Origin of the sequence: Modicisalibacter coralii, from assembly GCF_004117855.1 — a bacterium.
Classification (GTDB): domain Bacteria; phylum Pseudomonadota; class Gammaproteobacteria; order Pseudomonadales; family Halomonadaceae; genus Modicisalibacter; species Modicisalibacter coralii.
Window position 1 is genome coordinate 1 of sequence record NZ_QWBW01000026.1, and the last position, 17,978, is coordinate 17,978.

Below are 17,978 nucleotides of genomic sequence, written 5' to 3' on the forward strand. Positions count from 1 at the left end.
TCGGCGGCCCGTCGGCGGCCCGGCAGCCGGCCCTGGCCGGGGACGGCGTGTCGATCGACCTGGACGGCGACGATGGCTTCGTCCGCTACTGAGGTGTGCCATGGAAACGCGTAACGACATGTCGCCGGCCGCGGGTGGTTTCCAGGTCCTGACCTTCGTGCTCGACGATGAAGGGTTCGGCGTGGAGATCCACGACATCCAGGAGGTGATCGAGTACCGGGCGGTGACGCCGGTACCCCGCACCCCCGACTTCATGCTGGGCGTGATCAACCTGCGCGGCAAGGTGATACCGGTGGTCGATCTGCGCCGTCACTTCGCCATGCAGCGGGCCGAGCCGACGGTGGACACTTGCATCATCATCCTGCATGTGGACATCGACGGCGAGAGGACGCTGCTCGGCGTGCTGGCCGATCGTGTCCAGGAAGTGGTCGAGATCGATCCGGACGAGGTCAGTGCGCCGCCGCGGATCGGCACACGCATCGACAGCGACTTCATCCAGGGCATCGTCCGTCAGGAGGCGGGCTTCGTGGTCCTGCTGAGTCTCTCGCGGATCTTTGCCTCGGCGGAGCTGCAAGCGGTACTCGAGCGGGACGGCGATGGTTGGGAGGCGCGTTCGACGGCCATGAGTGCCGAGGCGGCGGGCGACCCATGAACGGTGGCGACGAGGGGTTGTCACCCGCCGATCATCGGCGGGTGGCGCATTTCGTCGAACGCCAGGCGGGGATCCGCCTGCCGACGCAAAAGCGCCACCTGATCGAGGTGCGCCTGCGCAAGCGCCAGCGCGCCATCGGCCAGGCCACGCTCCAGGGCTATCTGGACTTCGCGTTGTCGCCGGCGGGGGCGCAGGCGGCCGAGCCGCTGTGGCTGGTGGACGCCCTCACCACCAACAAGACCGACTTCTTTCGCGAGCCCGCGCATTTTCAGGCGCTGGCGGATCATGTGCGGCATGTCCTCGCGCCGCGACGTGAGATCGGCTGGGCGCGCCCCCTGTCGGTCTGGAGCGCGGCCTGCTCGACCGGCGAGGAGCCCTACACGCTGGCGATCGTGCTGCGCGAGCTGCAGGCCGAGCTCACGGGCTTCGATTTTCGTATCGAGGCCACCGATATCGCGCCGTCGGTGCTCGAGACGGCGCGCCGGGCCTGTTACCCCGCGCCGCGCATCGAGCCGGTCGCCGAGGTCTACCGGCGGCGCTACTTCCTGCGCAGCCGCGATCCGCAGCGCGGGGTCATCAAGATGGGCCCCGAACTGCGCTCGGTGGTGCGTTTCTCGACGTTCAATCTGATTACCGGCCAATACCCCGGCAAGCCGCGTCACGACGTGATCTTCTGTCGCAACGTGATGATCTACTTCGGCGACGCCGATCGCCAGCGGGTGATCGCCGGGCTGCGCGACGCCCTGCAGCCCGGCGGGCTGTTGTTCATCGGCCACTCGGAGAGTCTCGGCGGCGCGCGCGAGGGCTTCGAGCCGGTCGTGCCCACGGTATATCGCAAACTGACCTGAAGGGCGGAAGACTGGGATGATCAAGGTACTGGTAGTGGATGACTCCGCCCTGGTTCGACAAAGCCTGTCGGAGATTCTCGACGCGGCGCCGGACATCGCGGTGGTGGCAACGGCATCCGATCCCTACGTGGCGGTGGACAAGCTGCGCCACTGCAAGCCGGACGTGATCACGCTGGACGTGGAGATGCCGCGCATGGACGGGGTGACCTTCCTGCGCAAGCTGATGGCCCAGCATCCGATCCCCGTGGTGATCTGCTCGTCGCTGGTGGGAGCGGGCTCGGAAACCCAGATCCGCGCGCTCGAAGCCGGCGCGGTGGACATCATCACCAAGCCCACCCTCGGCACCCGTCGCTTCTTCGAGGAGTCCCGCACGCGCATCGTCGATGCGGTCAGGGCCGCGGCCCAGGCGCGGGTTCGCAAGCTGCCCGCCTTCAAGTCGACGTCCGAACCCCGCTACACTGCCGATGCCATTCTGCCGGCGTCGGGGCACGCGGCGATGGCCCGGACCACGGAGACGATCGTGGCCATCGGCGCCTCGACCGGCGGCACCGAGGCGATCCGTGAAGTGCTGCAGGCGATGCCGGCCAACTGCCCGGCCATCGCCATCGTCCAGCACATGCCGGAGGGGTTCACGCGCTCGTTCGCCAACCGCCTGGACCAGCTCTGCCGGATCAACGTCAAGGAGGCCGAAGATGGGGATTCGCTGTTACGCGGCCATGCGCTGATCGCGCCGGGCAACCGCCACATGCTGGTCAAGCGCAGCGGGGCCCGCTATTACGTGGAACTGCGTGACGGCCCGCTGGTCAGTCGCCACCGACCGTCGGTCGATGTGCTGTTTCGCTCCACGGCGCGCTACGCCGGCAGCAATGCGATCGGCGTGATCCTCACCGGCATGGGCGACGACGGCGCCGAGGGCCTGCTGGAGATGCACCGGGCCGGCGCCGCCACCCTGGGCCAGGACGAGGCCAGCAGCGTGGTCTACGGCATGCCCCGCGAAGCCTACCTGCGCGGTGCGGTCACGCGGCAACTGGCGCTTGCGCAGATGACCGCCGGGATCCTCGAGGTGCTGAGGGGCTGACGCCGTCGTCGGCGATTACCGGATGGACTCGTGATTGGGGATCAGGCGGGCGAAATCGAGCAGGATCTTGCGCTCGCTTTCGTTGAGCGTTCGATAGATCGCGCTGAGTTCGATGAGCTGAGCATCCCCGGGATCGCTGCTGGCGAGGATGAAGAGTTCGGAGAGCGGGCATTCCAGCGCCCGGGAAAGGCGGTAGAGGAGATCCAGGCTGGGCTGGGCGAGCCCGCGTTCGAGGCGGGACAGGTTGCCGACATGCGAGCCGGTCCGCTCCGCGACATCCGCCAGGGTCAATCTGTGTGCCTTGCGTACGCTGCGTATCGCCTTGCCCAATGCTATGCGTGGCATATCAGTAGATCACTGCAGCCAGGGCGTGGTTCATGGCACGGCAGGGGCGCGGCTCGGTCTCTTCGTTCATGGCGTGCGGTCGCGGGCATCATGGCAGGCGGGGTTTGGATAGCGAACGCTTATTTATAGGGCAGTTTACATCGGCTGACAATGCTTGTCCGATGAAGGTTCCGTGTCCGCCCGGGGATCGAAAACAGGGATTGTCGCCGGGTCGACGTCGACGAATGGCGGGCCACGTCGCGCCGACGTGAGAGACTGACAAGATCGATCGCTATCTCACGAGGAGCCTCATGTACGACCTGATCGGCGATATCCACGGTTACGCGACACCGCTCAAGCGACTGCTGACCCGACTCGGCTACGCCGAGCACGACGGTGTCTGGCGGCATCCCTCGCGCCGGGTGATCTTCCTCGGCGACTTCATCGACCGCGGCCCCGAGCAGCTCGAAACGCTGCGCATCGCCCGCGGCATGATCGATGCGGGGCAGGGGCTGGCGGTGATGGGCAACCACGAATACAACGCCGTGGCCTGGGCCAGCGAGGACCCGGCGACGCCGGGCGTGCCGCTGCGACGCCACAGTGCGCGCAATCGCGGTCAGCACCAGGCGTTTCTCGATCAGGTCGGCGAGGGGTCGGCGCGGCATCACGCCTGGATCGACTGGTTCCGAAGCCTGCCGCTGTATCTCGATCTGCCGGGATTGCGGGTGATCCATGCCTGCTGGGACCCCGCGTCGCTCACCGCCATCGCCCCCTATCTCGATGCCGAACGGCGCATTCGTCCGGCGGCCTGGCCGGCCCTGTCGCGAGAGGGCGAGCCGGGGTTTGAGGCGCTGGAGACCCTGATCAAGGGCCTGGAGGTCGTGCTGCCGGCGGGCAGTGAATTCTCCGACAAGGACGGCAACCCGCGACGGCGGGTGCGTGCCCGATGGTGGGATCTGGAGAGCGTGACCTACCGTCAGCTGGCGCTGGTGCCGCCGGAGGCGATCGCCGCCATCCCCCACGAGCCGCTGCCGGCGGATATCCTGCCCGGCTACGACGCCGAGAAACCGCTGTTCGTCGGCCACTACTGGCTGAGCGGCGAGCCGGCGCCGCTGACCGATCATATCGCCTGCCTCGACTACAGCATCGCCGCGCGCGGCGACGCCGTCGGCGGTCGCAAGCTGTGCGCCTACCGCTGGGACGGCGAACGCGAACTGGAAAGGGTGCGTTTCGTCTGGGTTTGTGAGTAATCGCTCACTTCGAGTCCGTTGGCTCCTGCAGCGTCTCACCCAGGCGGCTCCAGCCGCTGCGCGAGGGCCAGTGGGTCAGCCAGGTGGCGAGACGTTCGGCGGGCATCGGCCGGCCGATACCGAAACCCTGTGCCAGTTGGCAGCCGCGATGCAGCAAGGCCTGGGCGTGGTCGAGGGTCTCCACGCCTTCGGCGAGCATCGGCCGACCGAAGCGCTGTGCCATGTAGATCACGCTCTCGACGATCGCCATGTCGTCGGGGTCGTCGAGCATGCCGCGCACGAAGCTCTGGTCGATCTTGATCAGGTCGACCGGCAACTGGCGCAGATAGGTCAGCGACGAGAAGCCGGTGCCGAAGTCGTCCATGGCGATGTCGATGCCCAGGCGCTGACACTCAGAGATGGCGCTGAGCGCGGCCTGAGTGTCGTGCATGGCGGCGGTTTCCAGCACTTCCAGCTTGAGATGGCCGGCGGGGACGTCGGGATAGCGGGCGAGCCGGGCAACGAGGCGCTCGATGAAATCCGTCGTGAGCAGGTGGGTGGGGCTGATGTTGATGTGCACGGGCAGCATGATCCCGTCGTCACGCCAGCGTTGCAGTTGACTCAGGGCCTGCTCGATGACCCATTCGCCCGTTTCGATCTCTAGCGGCGTGCCCTCGATCAACGGTAGGAAGCTGCCCGGCAGCAGCAGGCCCCTGTCGGGATGCTGCCAGCGGATCAGCGCCTCGGCGCCGACCACCCGGCCGTCGGCCATGTTGACCTGCGGCTGGTAATACAGCGTCAACTCCCCCTGGCGCAGCGCCTGCTCGAAACGCTGGCGGCGGGCCTGGCGGATCTGCTGCTTGCGGTCATGGCGGGGGTCGAAATGGTGATAGCCGTCGCGGCCGCTCTGCTTGGCGCGGTACATCGCCTGGGTGGCATGGCGCAGCAGCAGATCGTCCTCGACGTCGTCGCTGGGGTAGAAGGTGATGCCCAGGCTGGCGGTGATCTGCAGGCGATGCCCGTCGATCCACAGCGGCTGGCGAATCGCCGCCAGCAGGGTGTCGAAGTAACCGTCATCGGCCGGCCGATGCAGCAGCAGGGCGAACTCGTCGCCACCGAGCCGCGAGAGCACGTCGTCGCCTTGGAGCAGACTGCTCAGGCGCCGGGCGAACAGGGTGAGCAGGATGTCGCCGGTAGCGTGGCCGAGGCGGTCGTTGATCGCCTTGAAGTGATCGATGTCCAGGGCGCACAGCGTCACCGGCTGGCCGCTGCGTCGCGAGTGCTGCATCGACTCGTGGATCAGCCGCGTCAGCAGGTGATGATTGGGCAGTCCGGTGAGGGCATCGAAGTAGACCTCCCGGCTGGCGTGCTGGGAATGACTGCTGAGCAGGGTCAGGTCGGACAGCGCCAGCACATGATGGGAAAGGTGGCCCTGATCGCCGCGCACGCGGCTGACCGACAGCAGGGCGGGATAGATACGTCCCTGACGGTTGCGGTAGGTCACTTCGCCGAAGCCGTGATCCTGGCCCTGGGAGAGCGAAGCGCCGCTGCCGGGGGCGTTCTTGAGGGTCACGATCAGCTCGTCGGAGGCCTGGCCGAGCAGGGCCTCGCGGGTGAACCCGGTGAGCCGCAGCAGCGCCGGGTTGACGTCGGTGATCCGGCCCTCGGGGTCGGTGATCAGCATCGCCTGGTTGGCCTGTTCGAAGACCCGCGACGCGGGGCGCGCGTCGCTGGCGTCGGACGTCACGGCCGGCGCGGCATGTGCCGGCCGTTCGGGGCCGGATGAGGTCTTGCGCATTCAGGGAGTTCCTGGCTTGGAATCGGAGACGGGTATTGTCCCGCAACCTTTCGGATCATTCATGGCCTGGTTCCGGCGCGGCCCCTGGCGGTGGCGCGTCGAGGATGACCAGGCGGTTGCGTCCGTCGCGCTTGGCGCGATAGAGCGCCTCGTCGGCACGGGCGAACAGCCGTCCGGCGTCGTCATCGGCGAGAAGCGCTGTCAGTCCCAGACTCACGGTGATCGATATACCCGAGAAATCGCTGGCGGCAATCTGCGCGCGAACGCGCTCGGCGAGCCGTTGCGCGCCGTCCCGCGCCGTGTCCGGTAACAGGATGGTGAACTCGTCGCCGCCCCAGCGCGCGAGTCGGTCTTTCTGACGCAGGCATTGACGCACGGTTTTGCCCAGTTCGCAAAGCAGTCGGTCGCCGGTTTCGTGCCCACGGGTGTCGTTGATCGTCTTGAAGTGATCGATGTCGAAGACCAGCAGGTGAAGTGGCGAGTCTTGCCGCCTGGCGGCAGTGATCTCGCGGGCCAGCGCGGCATCGAAGGCGCGGCGGTTGTCGAGGCCGGTCAGGTGATCGTGGCTGGCCTGCGCCTCGAGTTCCCGCTCGAGGGTCTTGCGTTCGCTGATGTCGTGGAAGACCGAGACATAATGCCGGATACGCCCGTCGGCGTCGGGAACGGCGGTGATTGCCTGCCAGACCGGGTAGATCTCGCCGGCCTTGTTGCGATTCCAGATTTCGCCCTGCCAGTGGCCGGTGGCCAGCAGCGTTCGCCACAGGTCGGTGTAGAAGGTGCGGTCGTGACGATCGGACTTGAACAGTCGGGGCGTTTGCCCCAGCACGTCCTCGGCGGCATAACCGGTAATATCGGTGAAGGCCTGATTGACGCGTTCGATGCGCATCTCGGCGTCGGTGATCAGGGCCGCCTGGCCGGTCTCGAAGACGATGGCCATCAGTCGGAGCTGGGTCTCCTGGCGTTTGCGTTCGCTGATGTCTTCCTTGACCACGACGTAGTAAAGGGTCGTACCCGAGGCATCGCGCACCGGTGCGATGGTCTCCGCTGACCAGTACGGCTCGCCGTTCTTGCGCCGGCTGAGTCCTTCCCGGCGCCACTCGTGTCCGGCGGCGAGGGTGGGCCGTTCGCTGTTGCCGTCGGACAGCGCCGTCAGGGCCTGCCCGATCGACTCGTCGCGCGAATAGCCGGTCACGGCCTCGAAGCGTCGATTAACGAAGGTTATGATGCCGTGCGCGTCGGTGATCGCGGTAGCCGCGGGGCTTTGTTCCAGAGCGGTGACGACCTGATCGAGCTGCTCGCGCAGGTGCCGGGCGGTGATCGCCTGTGGGTCGTCGGATGGACTTTTCATGCCGGACAGGGATGTCTCGTCGTACACGATGATCTCCGTTTCTTCAACGGGGCCGTCTGCGCCAGGGGCGGGCCCGGTTCCCGGCCCTGGCGGCGAGTCGCGGCCATGATCCGGGCAGAGGTCTCTCATGGTGTGTTTTTGTAACTGTATGTATTCATAATATTCTAAAAGTAAACGCCGCTGTACCGCACAGGTGCGGCGGATCCGCCCAGGCTTGCCTGGCGTCAAGGTCGCTACACGGACGGTGGAGAGACTAGGGCACGCTGGGCAGCTCGATCTGATCGCTGCGTTGAATGCCCTCGGTCATCTGCTGACACAAGCGCAGGAATTCACGCATGCCGGTACTCAGATACTTGTGGCGGTGCCAGATGAAGGCGAACTGACGCTTGAGGTCGAGCTGCGGCGTGGCGAGCGGCACCAGGCTGCCACGACGAAAGGCGTCGCGCAGCGCCAGGTTCGAGACGCAGCCGATGCCCAGCCCCGACTCCACGGCGCGCTTGATGCCCTCGGTGTGCTCCAGCTCGAGCAAAATGTTGAAGCGCCCGCGGCGATGGCGGGTGGCCTGTTCCAGCGTCAGGCGGGTGCCCGAGCCCTGTTCGCGCATGATCCACGACTCGCGCAGCAACTGGTCGAGTCCCACCTCGCCGGCGCTGGCCAGCGGGTGGTGCGGTGCGCAGAACACCGTCAGTTCGTCCTCGACCCAGGGCTGAATCACCACGTCCTCGTGCTGGCAGTCGCCCTCGATCAGCCCCAGGTCCAGCTCGTGGTGGACGATGCGCTCGACGATCGAGGCGGTGTTGCGCACGTGCAGGCGTACCCGGCTGCCCGGATGGCGCTGCATGAAGTCGCTGATCAGCAATGTTGCCAGGTAGTTGCCGATGGTCAGGGTGGCGCCGACGTCGAGGGAGCCGATCCCGCGCTGGCCGCGCAGCAGCTCTTCGATCTCCTCGCCGCGATCGAGCAGGGCCACTGCCTTGGGCAGCAACTGGAAGCCCAGGGCATTGAGCTTGAGGCGCTTGCCGATGCGGTCGAGCAGCCGGCAGTCGAACTGGCGCTCCAGCTCGGCCAGCGCGGTGCTCGCCGCCGACTGCGAGAGGGCCAGCTCGCGGGCGGCGCGCGACACGCTCTGATGCTGGGCGACGGCGACGAAGACTTCGAGCTGGCGCAGGGTATAGCGCATGAGGGGGTTCCGACAGGCATTCGATATCAATGTTATCGATAACCGTTATCCAGACAACCCATTTAACAGATATTCGAGGGCGTCTTAGAATACCTTCAAAGAAACTTGGCGCGCCTTTATGCGCTAATGGAATATCCTTGGAGGCCCCCATGAGCAAGTTTGCCCTGGAAGAAGTGCTGAGCGTCCACCACTGGAACGACACGCTGTTCAGTTTCCGCACCACCCGCGAGCGCAGCCTGCGCTTCAAGAACGGCCAGTTCGTGATGATCGGCCTGGAGGTGGAGGGCAAGCCGCTGGTGCGTGCCTACTCGATCGCCAGCCCCAACTACGAGGACCACCTCGAGTTCTTCAGCATCAAGGTGCCCGACGGCCCGTTGACCTCGCGGTTGCAGCATCTCGAGGTCGGCGACCAGATCATGGTCAGCCGCAAGCCCACCGGGACTCTGGTCACCGACGACCTGCTGCCGGGGCGCAACCTCTACATGCTGTCCACCGGGACCGGCCTGGCGCCGTTCATGAGCCTGATCCAGGACCCCGAAGTCTACGAGCGCTTCGAGAAGGTCGTGCTGATCCACGGCGTGCGCAACGTCAGTGAACTCGCCTACGCCGACTTCATCAGCCAAGACCTGCCGGCGCACGAGTATCTCGGCGACGAGATCAGCGAGAAGCTGGTCTACTACCCGACGGTGACCCGCGAGGATTTCCACACCACGGGCCGCCTGACCGATCACATTCGCAGCGGCAAGCTGTTCGAGGATACCGGCTTGCCGCCGCTCGACCCCAAGCAGGATCGGGCGATGATCTGCGGCAGCCCGGCGATGCTCGACGAGACCAGCGCCTTGCTCGACGATGTCGGCTTCAAGATCTCGCCGCGCATGGGCGAGCCGGGGGACTACGTGATCGAACGCGCCTTCGTCGAGAAGTAAGCAAGGATAGCTGTAAGCTCTAAGGAAACACTGCATAAATGGCTGCGCGGGCCAATCACTTCGTTGTGCGGTGCTGGAACGCCAGCCCGGTCGGATTCCTCACCTATGCCCCATAGGCTCCGGATCCTGTGCTCCGTACGCCTCGTGCTTTGCGCCGCTCGCCGATTTATTCAGCGCTTCCCTAAGCCTTAAGCTATAAGAAAACCCCGTCGGTAAAATACATCGGCGGGGTTTTCTATAACTAGCTGATATCAAACTGTTTTGCTTACAGATTACAGCTTACAGCTTACAGCTTACAGCTTACAGCTTTAGACCGCGTCCTTGCCGGTCTCGCCGGTGCGAATCCGGATCACCTGCTCCAGCGGCGAGACGAAGATCTTGCCGTCGCCGATCTTGCCGGTGTTCGAGACACTGGTGATCGCTTCGATGACCTGGTCGGTCATGCTGTCGTCGACGGCGACCTCGAGCTTGACCTTGGGCAGGAAGTCGACGACGTATTCGGCGCCGCGGTAGAGCTCGGTATGGCCCTTCTGGCGACCGAAGCCCTTGACCTCGGTCACGGTAATGCCCTGCACGCCGATCTCGGAGAGCGACTCACGGACATCGTCCAGCTTGAACGGCTTGATGATGGCAGTCACCAGTTTCATCGTCATACTCCTCGCCTCTTAGGGTTCGGGTTCGCCGCGCCGCCCGGCGCGGCCCCGTATTGCGTCGATGCCTTGCCGTAAAGCATACACCGCTCGCTGAGGGAATAAAAAAGACCCCCCGAAGGGGGTCAGGGGAGCACGCCAGCTCACTCGGTTCGTCGGCGGTCTTACTTGTTGCCGCTGACGGTAAATTCGGGGTAGGCCTCCATGCCGCACTCGGCCAGATCGACCCCTTCGTACTCTTCCTCTTCGCTGACCCGCAGGCCCATGACCGCCTTGATGATGCCCCAGACGACCAGGCTGGCGACGAAGGTCCAGACGAAGATCGAGACGATGCCCAGCAACTGTGCGCCGAAGCTGGCGTCGCCGTTGGAGAAGGGCACCGCGATCAGACCCCAGATACCGACCACGCCGTGCACGGAGATGGCACCCACCGGATCGTCGATCTTGAGCTTGTCGAGGGTGACGATGGCCGCGACCACCAGCAGCCCGCCGACCGCGCCAATCAGGGTGGCGCCCAGGGCGCTGGGGGCCAGCGGCTCGGCGGTGATGGCGACCAGGCCGGCCAGGGCGCCGTTCAGGGCCATGGTCAGGTCGGCCTTGCGGAACCAGATCTTGGCCAGGATGATCGCGGCGATCACGCCTCCGGCGGCCGCGGCATTGGTGTTGACGAAGACCTGGGCGACCGCGTTGGCCTCGCCGACGTTGGAGACCATCAGCTCGGAGCCGCCGTTGAAGCCGAACCAGCCCAGCCACAGGATGAAGGTACCCAGCGTGGCCAGCGGCAGGTTGGAGCCCGGGATGGCGTAGATCGCGCCGTTCTTGCCGTACTTGCCCTTGCGTGCGCCGAGCAGCAGGACGCCCGCCAGTGCTGCCGTGGCACCGCACAGGTGCACCACGCCCGACCCCGCGAAGTCCTGGAAACCGGCCGCGTCGAGGAAGCCGCCACCCCATTTCCAGTAGCCCTGGATCGGATAGATGAAGCCGGTCATGACCACGGCGAAGAGCATGAAGGCCCAGAGTTTCATGCGCTCGGCCACGGCGCCGGAGACGATCGACATCGCGGTGGCGACGAACACCACCTGGAAGAAGAAGTCGGAGCGTGCCGAATAGTAGACGTCGCCGCCACTGCCGAGCACGTCGTCGGCGCTGTTCTCGGCACCCAGCAAGAAGCCCAGGTTCGGCAGGAAGCCGCCGCTGTCGCTGGAGTACATGATGTGGTAGCCGATCAGCAGGTACATGGTACAGGCGATGGCGTACAGCACGATGTTCTTGGTGAGGATCTCGGTGGTGTTCTTGGCGCGCACCAGCCCCGCTTCGAGCATGGCGAAACCGGCCGCCATCCACATTACCAAGGCACCCATCACCAGGAAGTAGAAGGTGTCGAGCGCGTAGGACAATTCCACGACTTGATCATTCATTGTTTATCTCCTATCCCGCGCCGTTCAAACGGCGTCGGCCCCGCGTTCCCCGGTACGAATCCGGATGACGTCGTCGAGCGGTGTGACGAACAGCTTGCCGTCGCCGATCTTGCCGCTGTTGGCGGCCTTGCTCACGGCCTCCAGCACGCTCTCGACACGGTCGTCGTCGACAGCGATCTCGATCTTCACCTTGGGCAGGAAGTCCACGACGTACTCGGCGCCGCGGTAGAGCTCCGTATGACCCTTCTGGCGTCCGAATCCCTTGACCTCGGTGACGGTGATGCCCTGGACGCCATTGTCGGCCAGCGCCTCCCGGACATCGTCGAGCTTGAATGGTTTTATAATGGCGGTGATGAGTTTCATCCCTAAGTCTCCCGTTGTCGGCTTGCGCCTGATGACTCCATAGCGCAAGCCATGCCACCCACCGGGTTTTTTTTGAAAAACAGAGGACTAGGGAGGTCGGCGTGACAGTCGAGCGCAACGACGGGCGTGCATGCTGCACTGCAGCGCACCGTGATGGTGCTCGCCGCTTGGCGCCTTGCGCCAGAATGGGGCATGCGTGACGCGGGCGCGTTGCGTATGCTGCACTCGATACCATTCAAGGCCAGTCATGGAGAGTACGATGATCAGCAACGACCGTATCAGCCGCCTCGCCCAGCAGCTCGGCGAACGGCTCCAGGACGCCTCCCATGCACCCGAGGAGATCCAGCGCAACGTGCACAACGTGATGCGCGGCGCCTTCGATCGCATGGAGCTGGTGACCCGTGAGGACTTCGACATCCTGATGGACGTGCTGCAGCGCACCCGGGCCCGGGTCGAGGCCCTGGAGAAGCAGGTCGCCACCCTCGAGGCCTCGCTGGATGCCGACAGCAGTGTGCCGGCCTCCCCCGCGGCGGTGGCCGCCGACACCGCGGCTCCGCCGGCGCCGGAGGCCGAGGACGCGGCGCCCCAGCCGCCTCGCGACGACACGGACGACACCGCCGAGCGCTGAGTATCGACTTGCAGTCGCCGTAACGATCTGTATCACTGGGCCTTGTCTGCAACGTCGTCGGGCGAGGAGGGGGCATGGCATTAGCCATCATCAGGACGCGGGCCGGCCTGGGGCTGGAGGCCCCGGAAGTGCTGGTCGAGGTGCATCTCTCCAACGGCCTGCCGGGGCTGACCCTGGTGGGCCTGCCGGAGACGGCAGTGCGCGAGAGCCGCGAGCGGGTGCGCAGCGCGCTGCTCAATGCCGGCTTCGACTTCCCCACCACACGGCGGATCACCGTCAACATGGCGCCCGCCGACCTGCCCAAGGAGGGCGGGCGCTTCGACCTGCCGATCGCCTTGGGCATTCTGGTGGCCTCCGAGCAGATTCCCGTCGCGGCGCTGGACGGCCTGGAATGCCTGGGGGAACTGGCCCTCGATGGGCGGTTGCGCCCGGTGACCGGCGTCCTGCCGGCGGCGCTGGCGGCCAAGGCCGCGGGGCGCGGGCTGTTGCTGCCCGAGACCAATGCCGACGAGGCGGCGCTGGCCGGTGAGCTGACAGTCTGGCCGGCGGCGCACCTGGGGGCGGTGGTGGCGCATCTGCTCGACCAGGCACCGCTCGCGGCGCACCGGGCCTCACCGCCGCCCCTGCCCGAGACGCCGAGCGCCGATCTCGCCGACGTGCGCGGCCAGCACCAGGCCCGGCGCGCCCTCGAGGTGGCCGCGGCCGGCGGACACAACCTGCTGTTCGCCGGTCCGCCGGGGACCGGCAAGACCATGCTGGCCAGCCGCCTGCCCGGCATCCTGCCGCCGCTGTCGCCGGACGAGGCGCTGGAGGTCGCGGCGATCCGTTCGGTGTGCGGCATGGACCTGCTCGACGAATGGGGCCGGCGGCCATTCCGCTCGCCGCACCACACCGCCAGCGGGGTGGCGCTGGTCGGGGGCGGCTCGCGACCGCGGCCCGGCGAGATCTCGCTGGCCCACCAGGGCGTGCTGTTTCTCGATGAACTGCCGCAGTTCGATCGCAGCGTGCTCGAGGTAATGCGCGAGCCGCTGGAGTCCGGGCAGATCCACATCGCCCGGGCCAGCCACCAGCGACGTTTCCCGGCGCGCTTCCAGCTCGTTGCCGCCATGAATCCGTGTCCTTGCGGGCACCTCGGCGATCCGCGTCAGGCCTGCGTGTGTACACCGGCTCAGGTCCAACGCTATCAGGCACGTCTCTCGGGCCCGCTGCTCGACCGTATCGACCTGCAGGTCGAGGTCCCGGCGCTGCCGCCCGATCAACTCACCGCCAACACGCGCGGCGAGAGTTCCGCCGTGGTGCGCCAGCGGGTGCTCGCCGCCCGCGAACGCCAGCGCCAGCGCGGTCACCTCAACGCGCAACTGCCGGGCCCCGAACTCGAGACCGCCTGCGCGCTGCCGGACGCCGAGCGGGCCTGGCTGGCCGACGTGCTGACGCGGCTGAAGCTCTCGGCGCGCGCCTACCACCGGGTACTGCGCGTCGCACTGACGCTGGCCGATCTGGCCGGCGAAGCGCGCCCCGGGCGCGGCCAACTGATGGAGGCCATCGGTTACCGTCAGCTCGATCGCCTGCGCGGCGGCCCCGAGCAGTCGCCCGTGTAGACACCCCGTCGATCCCGCATCTTTTGGCCAGGGAGGCCTGAATGAAGCTGTCCTTTTGTCCCGTCCATCCGTTGCCACGGCGCTGCCCGCCGACGCGGGGTGGACGATGATCGCATTTCTCGAGTCCCAGCCGCTCGCCGTCAGCATCGGCCTGTTCGTCGCCTGCTCGCTGGTCATCGGCGTGGTCGGCACCCGGTTGACCCATATCGTCGACGACCTGGCCGACCGTACCGGCCTCGGCGAAGCGATCGCCGGGGCGGTGCTGCTGGGCATGGCCACCTCGTTGTCGGGTATCGTGCTGTCGGTGTCGGCGGCGCTGGCCGACCAGCCGGAACTGGCGATGAGCAACGCCCTCGGCGGGATCGCCGTGCAGACGCTGTTCCTGACGCTCGCCGACGTGGCGCATCGGCGCGCGAACCTCGAACATGCCGCGGCGTCGATCGGCAACCTGATGCAGTGCGGGCTGCTGGTGTGCCTGCTGGGGCTATTGCTGGTCGGGCGCTTCTCCCCGGAGTGGACGCTGTGGCAGGTGCACCCCATCACGCCGCTGCTGTTCATCGGCTATCTGTTCGGCCTCAAGCTGGTGCAGCGCGCCCAGGTCAATCCGATGTGGCGCCCGGCGCGGACGCATGAGACGCGCCTCGACGAGCCCGACCAGCAGGCGCTGCAGCGCTCGCTGCGGACCCTCTGGCTGTCCTTCGCGGCCATGGCGGTGACGCTGGGGGTGAGCGGCTGGCTGCTCGAGCGCAGTGCCACCGTGATCAGCACGGAAACCGGGCTCAGCCAGGCGGCGGTGGGGGTGCTGCTGACCTCGGTGGCCACCTCGCTGCCCGAGCTGGTGACCTCCATCGCCGCCGTGCGGCGTGGCGCGCTGACGCTGGCGGTGGCCGGGATCATCGGCGGCAACGCCTTCGATACGCTGTTCGCCGCCGCCTCCGATATCGCCTACCGGCAGGGCTCGATCTATCACGCCGTGCCCGACGACGTGGCCCTGTGGATCGCCCTGTCGCTGTTGATGACCGGGGTCCTGATGCTGGGCCTGATCCGCCGTCAGGAGCAGGGGCCGGGGCGGATCGGCTTCGAGAGCGTGGCGGTGATCGCCTGCTATCTCGGCGGCGTGATGATGCTGCTGCTGGGCGGGACGACTAAGAACGGCTGAGCGATCAGCCGTCGAGGGCCGCCGTCAGGGCGGCCAGGCGCCCCGGCACCAGGGCATCCTCCAGGGTGCTGATGCGCAGCACGTGACCCAGCGCCGGGTGGGCGGGGCGGTGCACCAGGCTGCCCGCCTCGAGTAGGTGGCGGTGGACTCGGGCCGCGGTCTCGCCATCGGCCAGCCGCACCGTGACGAAGTTGGTGGCGCTGGGTGGCATATCGGCGCCGCATTCGCGCAGCCGGGCCGCCAGGCGCTCGCGGCGGTCGATCACCGCGGCGACGTGTTCGCGGGTCTCCCCGGGGTGGTCGAGCACGGTTTCCGCCGCGGCCAGGGCCAGCGAGGAGACGGCGTAGTGAATGCGCACCTTGTGCAGCATGGCCAGCGTCTCGGGCTCGGCGATCGCGTAACCGATGCGCAACCCCGCCAGGCCGTGCGCCTTGGAGAAGGTGCGCACGCGGACCACTCCGGGCCAGACGGCGCCCGCCTCGGGCGAGTCGGCGTCGGCGCGGAAGTCGTGATAGGCCTCGTCGAGCAGCAATGTGCAAGCGGCCGGCAGGGCGTCGCGCAGGGCCAGCACCGCGTCGTCGTCGTGGAGGTGACCGCCGGGATTGTCGGGGTTGGCCAGATACACCAGCCGGGCGCGTTCGTCATGGGCCCTGGCGGCCAGGGCGTCGAGGTCCGGGGCGAGCATGCCGGGGCCCTCGCGGTAGGCGACCTCGGCCACGCTCGCCCCCTGGCCCTCGGCGAAATAACGAAAGGTGGGGTAGGTTCCGGCGCTGGTGACGACCGGCTCGCCGGGCGCGGTCGTGGCGCGCAGCACCAGGGCGAGCAGGCTGTCGGCCCCGGCGTCGACGAGCAGCGACGCCAGCGGAGTGCCCAGCGCCGCGGAGAGGCGTTCGCGCACGCCCATCGCCTCGGCGTCGCCATAGCCCCGGGCAAGCTCCGCCACCGCCTCGCCGAAGCGCGCCGTCAGCGCGCGGTGCGGCATGTCCAGGCCCTCGTTGGAGCCCAGCCGGTGGGGGATGCCGCGGCCCAGGCGGCGTTCCAGCGCCTTGAGACCGGGAAACGGGTTATCGGGGCCCTCGCGATAGAGATGGCGGGCGTAGCGGGACATGGCGGCTCCTTGAACGCATCCTGGGGCTGGGACTCGGGCGGTCATTGTGGCGCCGGGCGCTTGGCGGAGCAAAACTCCCGTGCCCGGCCGTTGGGCTCAGAGCGCCGAGGCATCCAGGGCACCATCGATCCGATATTGCCAGCGCGGCTGGGTATCGCCGGGGCGGCGCAGGTCGAGTTCCAGCCGGTAGGGCAGCAGGCGGCGGTCGGAGAGTGCCAGGGCCGGCCCTTCGGCGATCAGCCGGCTCTTGAGCAGCCACTGATTCTCGGGGATCGCATTGGTGGCCTGATCGGGCGTCCAGTTGAGGACCTGGGGGCCGCCGTGCTGCGCGAGCAGGGCACGGGTCAGGGTCTCGCGGAACTGCTCGGTGTCGAACGGCAGGCCGGTGTCGATGTCGGGCGGCGCGAGCAGCAGCACGCGTTCGTCGATCGGCACCTGCCAGTTGGGGGCCGCCATGGTCGCCTCGGCGGCGCGGTTGCCCAGGCCGTAGAGCGCCTGACGCGGGGTCTTCGGGTGCGGCGGATCGCCGGCACAGCCGGCCAGTAACAGGATCAGACACAGGCCGGTCAGGCCGAACAGTCGGTTCATGGCGTCACCGAGGGGTGATGGCGGTGGGCGGGAACGGCGGCGAAGCCCTCGAGGAAGGTGTCCAGCTCGCGAAACAGCGTCTCGCGGATCACTTCGGTCTCGTTGACCAGGTGATGACGCGCCTCGGGATGGCGATGCACCTCGGCACGCGGGAACTTGCGGGTCAGGACCTCCAGGTTCCACGTCCAGTCGACGGTCAGGTCCTGCTCGCCCTGCAGGATCAACACCGGCAGCTCGCTGGCCGGCAGGGCCAGCATGTGCGCCATCCAGCGGCGCATCGCCGTGACCCAGGTGAGCGTCAGCCGGTCGGGTTGCAGCGGGTCGCGGTCGCGCAGGAAGGCGGCGAAGTCGGCGTCGTTGGAATTGGGCTGATAACGGCGCGGAATCGAGTCGATGAACGGACTGGCCAGCCGGTGCAACCAGCTCGACTGGGGCCAGCCCCAGGGGCGCACCAGCGGGGCGAGCAGCACCAGGGCCTCCCAGGGCGCCGTCGTCCCGCGCCCCAGTGCATCGGTGGCGAGAATCGCCGCTCCGGTGCTCTGGCCGATTCCCACCCAGGGGCCCGGTGCCAGGTCCCGGCTGGCGAGGTGCCGCTGCAGGGCCTGCAGGCAGGCGCCGTACTCCTCGAAATCGTCGATGGTGGCGCGCGCGCCGCTCGACAGGCCGTGCCCCGGCAGGTCCCAGAGCACTACCCGCCAACCCTGCTGAAGCAGCCGTTCGAGCAGGTGACGATAGAGTCCCAGATGATCGAAGTAGCCATGGACCACGAAGGCCGTGCCGCGCGGGCGCTCGGGGCTCCAGACCTGGGCCCAGAGGCGGTAGTCGTCGGCATCGACGAAGCCGGCGTAGAGGCCGATCGCGTCGGTGAGCAACGGCGCCAGTCGGTAGTGGTCGAGGTACGCCGCCAGGGCGCGTGTCCGGACGTCATCCACCGGCGCCAGCGGCCCCAATGCCTGTAACGGGGCAAAGTCGGTCATCGAGTCTCCCATCTGCGCGTCCATGCTTTCCGATTGTGAACGAGCGCGCGGCTCCTGTCGCTAAGGAAGCGCTGAACAAATAGGCGAGCGGGATGAAGCGGGCGTC

General features: G+C 67.3%; 18 protein-coding genes. 8 read left to right on the forward strand and 10 right to left on the reverse strand.

All coding sequences use genetic code 11. The features are described 5' to 3' along the window. Positions 1-100: 100 nt before the first annotated feature. The 3 genes from D0901_RS14385 to D0901_RS14395 are packed head-to-tail and all read left to right on the forward strand — an operon-like array spanning position 101 to position 2,578. Entirely contained in the window at positions 101-652 is a 552-nt protein-coding gene (locus D0901_RS14385) for a chemotaxis protein CheW (protein ID WP_129140998.1), read from the forward strand. Next, the gene (locus tag D0901_RS14390) at positions 649-1,500 is read left to right on the forward strand and encodes a CheR family methyltransferase (protein ID WP_129140999.1); all 852 of its coding nucleotides are present in this window, start codon (positions 649-651) and stop codon (positions 1,498-1,500) included. The genes D0901_RS14385 and D0901_RS14390 overlap by 4 nt, the downstream gene beginning before the upstream one ends. A 16-nt stretch (positions 1,501-1,516) precedes the next feature. Next, positions 1,517-2,578, forward strand: coding sequence for a protein-glutamate methylesterase/protein-glutamine glutaminase (locus D0901_RS14395; RefSeq protein ID WP_129141000.1), 1,062 nt, complete (start codon positions 1,517-1,519; stop codon positions 2,576-2,578). A gap of 15 nt (positions 2,579-2,593) precedes the next feature. Here the strand turns inward: D0901_RS14395 and D0901_RS14400 are convergent, their stop codons facing one another. After that, complete coding sequence (locus D0901_RS14400) at positions 2,594-2,923, reverse strand: helix-turn-helix domain-containing protein (RefSeq protein ID WP_129141001.1); 330 nt, start codon at positions 2,921-2,923, stop codon at positions 2,594-2,596. A 290-nt stretch (positions 2,924-3,213) separates the two neighbouring features. Between D0901_RS14400 and D0901_RS14405 the strand changes: the two genes are divergently transcribed. Further along, positions 3,214-4,152, forward strand: coding sequence for a metallophosphoesterase (locus D0901_RS14405; RefSeq protein WP_129141002.1), 939 nt, complete (start codon positions 3,214-3,216; stop codon positions 4,150-4,152). Between the two features lie 4 nt (positions 4,153-4,156). Here the strand turns inward: D0901_RS14405 and D0901_RS14410 are convergent, their stop codons facing one another. The 3 genes from D0901_RS14410 to D0901_RS14420 all read right to left on the reverse strand — a co-directional run bounded on the left by D0901_RS14410 (position 4,157) and on the right by D0901_RS14420 (position 8,457). Beyond that, the gene (locus tag D0901_RS14410) at positions 4,157-5,929 is read right to left on the reverse strand and encodes a putative bifunctional diguanylate cyclase/phosphodiesterase (RefSeq protein WP_129141003.1); all 1,773 of its coding nucleotides are present in this window, start codon (positions 5,927-5,929) and stop codon (positions 4,157-4,159) included. Positions 5,930-5,984: 55 nt separating this feature from the next. Continuing rightward, the gene (locus D0901_RS14415; RefSeq protein WP_224418588.1) at positions 5,985-7,304 is read right to left on the reverse strand and encodes a sensor domain-containing diguanylate cyclase; all 1,320 of its coding nucleotides are present in this window, start codon (positions 7,302-7,304) and stop codon (positions 5,985-5,987) included. A gap of 226 nt (positions 7,305-7,530) precedes the next feature. Next, positions 7,531-8,457, reverse strand: a complete 927-nt coding sequence (locus D0901_RS14420) for a LysR family transcriptional regulator (RefSeq protein WP_129141004.1) — start codon at positions 8,455-8,457, stop codon at positions 7,531-7,533. Between the two features lie 149 nt (positions 8,458-8,606). Between D0901_RS14420 and D0901_RS14425 the strand changes: the two genes are divergently transcribed. Then, entirely contained in the window at positions 8,607-9,383 is a 777-nt protein-coding gene (locus tag D0901_RS14425) for a ferredoxin--NADP reductase (protein ID WP_129141005.1), read from the forward strand. A 308-nt stretch (positions 9,384-9,691) separates the two neighbouring features. Here the strand turns inward: D0901_RS14425 and D0901_RS14430 are convergent, their stop codons facing one another. From D0901_RS14430 to D0901_RS14440, 3 genes are all read right to left on the reverse strand, one after another. Next, positions 9,692-10,030: a P-II family nitrogen regulator gene (locus D0901_RS14430; protein ID WP_129141006.1), complete on the reverse strand. Its 339-nt coding sequence runs from the start codon at positions 10,028-10,030 to the stop codon at positions 9,692-9,694. Positions 10,031-10,197: 167 nt separating this feature from the next. Then, positions 10,198-11,451, reverse strand: a complete 1,254-nt coding sequence (locus D0901_RS14435; protein ID WP_129141007.1) for an ammonium transporter — start codon at positions 11,449-11,451, stop codon at positions 10,198-10,200. A 24-nt stretch (positions 11,452-11,475) separates the two neighbouring features. Then, the gene (locus D0901_RS14440; RefSeq protein WP_129141008.1) at positions 11,476-11,814 is read right to left on the reverse strand and encodes a P-II family nitrogen regulator; all 339 of its coding nucleotides are present in this window, start codon (positions 11,812-11,814) and stop codon (positions 11,476-11,478) included. 259 nt (positions 11,815-12,073) lie between these two features. Here D0901_RS14440 and D0901_RS14445 point away from each other — a divergent pair, with 259 nt between their 5' ends. From D0901_RS14445 to D0901_RS14455, 3 genes are all read left to right on the forward strand, one after another. After that, positions 12,074-12,442, forward strand: coding sequence for an accessory factor UbiK family protein (locus tag D0901_RS14445; RefSeq protein WP_129141009.1), 369 nt, complete (start codon positions 12,074-12,076; stop codon positions 12,440-12,442). A gap of 74 nt (positions 12,443-12,516) precedes the next feature. After that, positions 12,517-14,040, forward strand: a complete 1,524-nt coding sequence (locus D0901_RS14450; RefSeq protein WP_129141010.1) for a YifB family Mg chelatase-like AAA ATPase — start codon at positions 12,517-12,519, stop codon at positions 14,038-14,040. Between the two features lie 106 nt (positions 14,041-14,146). Further along, a complete protein-coding gene (locus D0901_RS14455; RefSeq protein ID WP_129141011.1) occupies positions 14,147-15,199 on the forward strand; it encodes a sodium:calcium antiporter in 1,053 nt (350 codons plus the stop codon). A gap of 4 nt (positions 15,200-15,203) precedes the next feature. On the opposite strand, the gene D0901_RS14460 is transcribed toward D0901_RS14455, so the two are convergent. The 3 genes from D0901_RS14460 to D0901_RS14470 form a co-directional block, all read right to left on the reverse strand. Then, entirely contained in the window at positions 15,204-16,307 is a 1,104-nt protein-coding gene (locus tag D0901_RS14460) for an aminotransferase class I/II-fold pyridoxal phosphate-dependent enzyme (protein WP_129141012.1), read from the reverse strand. Between the two features lie 96 nt (positions 16,308-16,403). Next, entirely contained in the window at positions 16,404-16,895 is a 492-nt protein-coding gene (locus D0901_RS14465) for a hypothetical protein (protein WP_129141013.1), read from the reverse strand. After that, positions 16,892-17,872, reverse strand: a complete 981-nt coding sequence (locus tag D0901_RS14470) for an alpha/beta hydrolase (RefSeq protein ID WP_129141014.1) — start codon at positions 17,870-17,872, stop codon at positions 16,892-16,894. The genes D0901_RS14465 and D0901_RS14470 overlap by 4 nt, the downstream gene beginning before the upstream one ends. Between the last annotated feature and the right edge of the window lie 106 nt (positions 17,873-17,978).

Coding starts and splice junctions, on each gene's coding strand:
- D0901_RS14385 (WP_129140998.1), top strand. CDS start 101: ATGGAAACGCGTAACGACATGTCGCCGGCCGCGGGTGGTTTCCAGGTC.
- D0901_RS14390 (WP_129140999.1), top strand. CDS start 649: ATGAACGGTGGCGACGAGGGGTTGTCACCCGCCGATCATCGGCGGGTG.
- D0901_RS14395 (WP_129141000.1), top strand. CDS start 1,517: ATGATCAAGGTACTGGTAGTGGATGACTCCGCCCTGGTTCGACAAAGC.
- D0901_RS14400 (WP_129141001.1), bottom strand. CDS start 2,923: ATGCCACGCATAGCATTGGGCAAGGCGATACGCAGCGTACGCAAGGCA.
- D0901_RS14405 (WP_129141002.1), top strand. CDS start 3,214: ATGTACGACCTGATCGGCGATATCCACGGTTACGCGACACCGCTCAAG.
- D0901_RS14410 (WP_129141003.1), bottom strand. CDS start 5,929: ATGCGCAAGACCTCATCCGGCCCCGAACGGCCGGCACATGCCGCGCCG.
- D0901_RS14420 (WP_129141004.1), bottom strand. CDS start 8,457: ATGCGCTATACCCTGCGCCAGCTCGAAGTCTTCGTCGCCGTCGCCCAG.
- D0901_RS14425 (WP_129141005.1), top strand. CDS start 8,607: ATGAGCAAGTTTGCCCTGGAAGAAGTGCTGAGCGTCCACCACTGGAAC.
- D0901_RS14430 (WP_129141006.1), bottom strand. CDS start 10,030: ATGAAACTGGTGACTGCCATCATCAAGCCGTTCAAGCTGGACGATGTC.
- D0901_RS14435 (WP_129141007.1), bottom strand. CDS start 11,451: ATGAATGATCAAGTCGTGGAATTGTCCTACGCGCTCGACACCTTCTAC.
- D0901_RS14440 (WP_129141008.1), bottom strand. CDS start 11,814: ATGAAACTCATCACCGCCATTATAAAACCATTCAAGCTCGACGATGTC.
- D0901_RS14445 (WP_129141009.1), top strand. CDS start 12,074: ATGATCAGCAACGACCGTATCAGCCGCCTCGCCCAGCAGCTCGGCGAA.
- D0901_RS14450 (WP_129141010.1), top strand. CDS start 12,517: ATGGCATTAGCCATCATCAGGACGCGGGCCGGCCTGGGGCTGGAGGCC.
- D0901_RS14455 (WP_129141011.1), top strand. CDS start 14,147: ATGATCGCATTTCTCGAGTCCCAGCCGCTCGCCGTCAGCATCGGCCTG.
- D0901_RS14460 (WP_129141012.1), bottom strand. CDS start 16,307: ATGTCCCGCTACGCCCGCCATCTCTATCGCGAGGGCCCCGATAACCCG.
- D0901_RS14465 (WP_129141013.1), bottom strand. CDS start 16,895: ATGAACCGACTGTTCGGCCTGACCGGCCTGTGTCTGATCCTGTTACTG.
- D0901_RS14470 (WP_129141014.1), bottom strand. CDS start 17,872: ATGACCGACTTTGCCCCGTTACAGGCATTGGGGCCGCTGGCGCCGGTG.